General features: G+C 66.8%; 1 protein-coding gene. It reads right to left on the bottom strand.

The annotated features are described in order from the left end of the window. Nucleotides 1-386 (bottom strand): substrate-binding domain-containing protein (locus tag AOK23_RS50570; RefSeq protein ID WP_240496660.1); only part of this gene is annotated, 386 nt, incomplete at both ends.

The following is a 386-nucleotide window of genomic DNA, read 5'->3' as shown; positions in this document are numbered from 1 at the left end:
CGGGCTTGGCGCCGTTGTTGTAGGCCCGCCTGCTGTTCAGGTTCGGCGTCTTGCCGTTGAGGACGTCGTCGACCATGTCCGCGGCCATCTCGGCGAGCAGCCGGAGGTCCTTGTAGACGGTCTGCGACTGCTCGTCCGCGATGATCGACTTCACCGACGCCAGTTCGGCGTCCTGACCGGTGATGACCGGCAGGGGCTTGGCGGCGGAGCCGTAGCCGTGTGCCTTGAGCGAGTTCAGGACACCGATGGAGATGCCGTCGTACGGCGACAGGACCGCGTCGACCGTGGCGCTGCGGTACGCCTTGGTGAGCACGCTGTTCATGCGCTTCTGTGCGGTCGGCCCGTCCCAGCGCAGCGTGGTGATCTGGTCCATGTCGGTCTCGCCG

It is taken from the genome of Streptomyces torulosus, assembly GCF_001419765.1.
GTDB classification, from domain to species: Bacteria; Actinomycetota; Actinomycetes; order Streptomycetales; family Streptomycetaceae; genus Streptomyces; species Streptomyces torulosus.
Note: the sequence above shows the minus strand (reverse complement) of the source record. Positions and strands in the feature narration are given on the sequence as shown.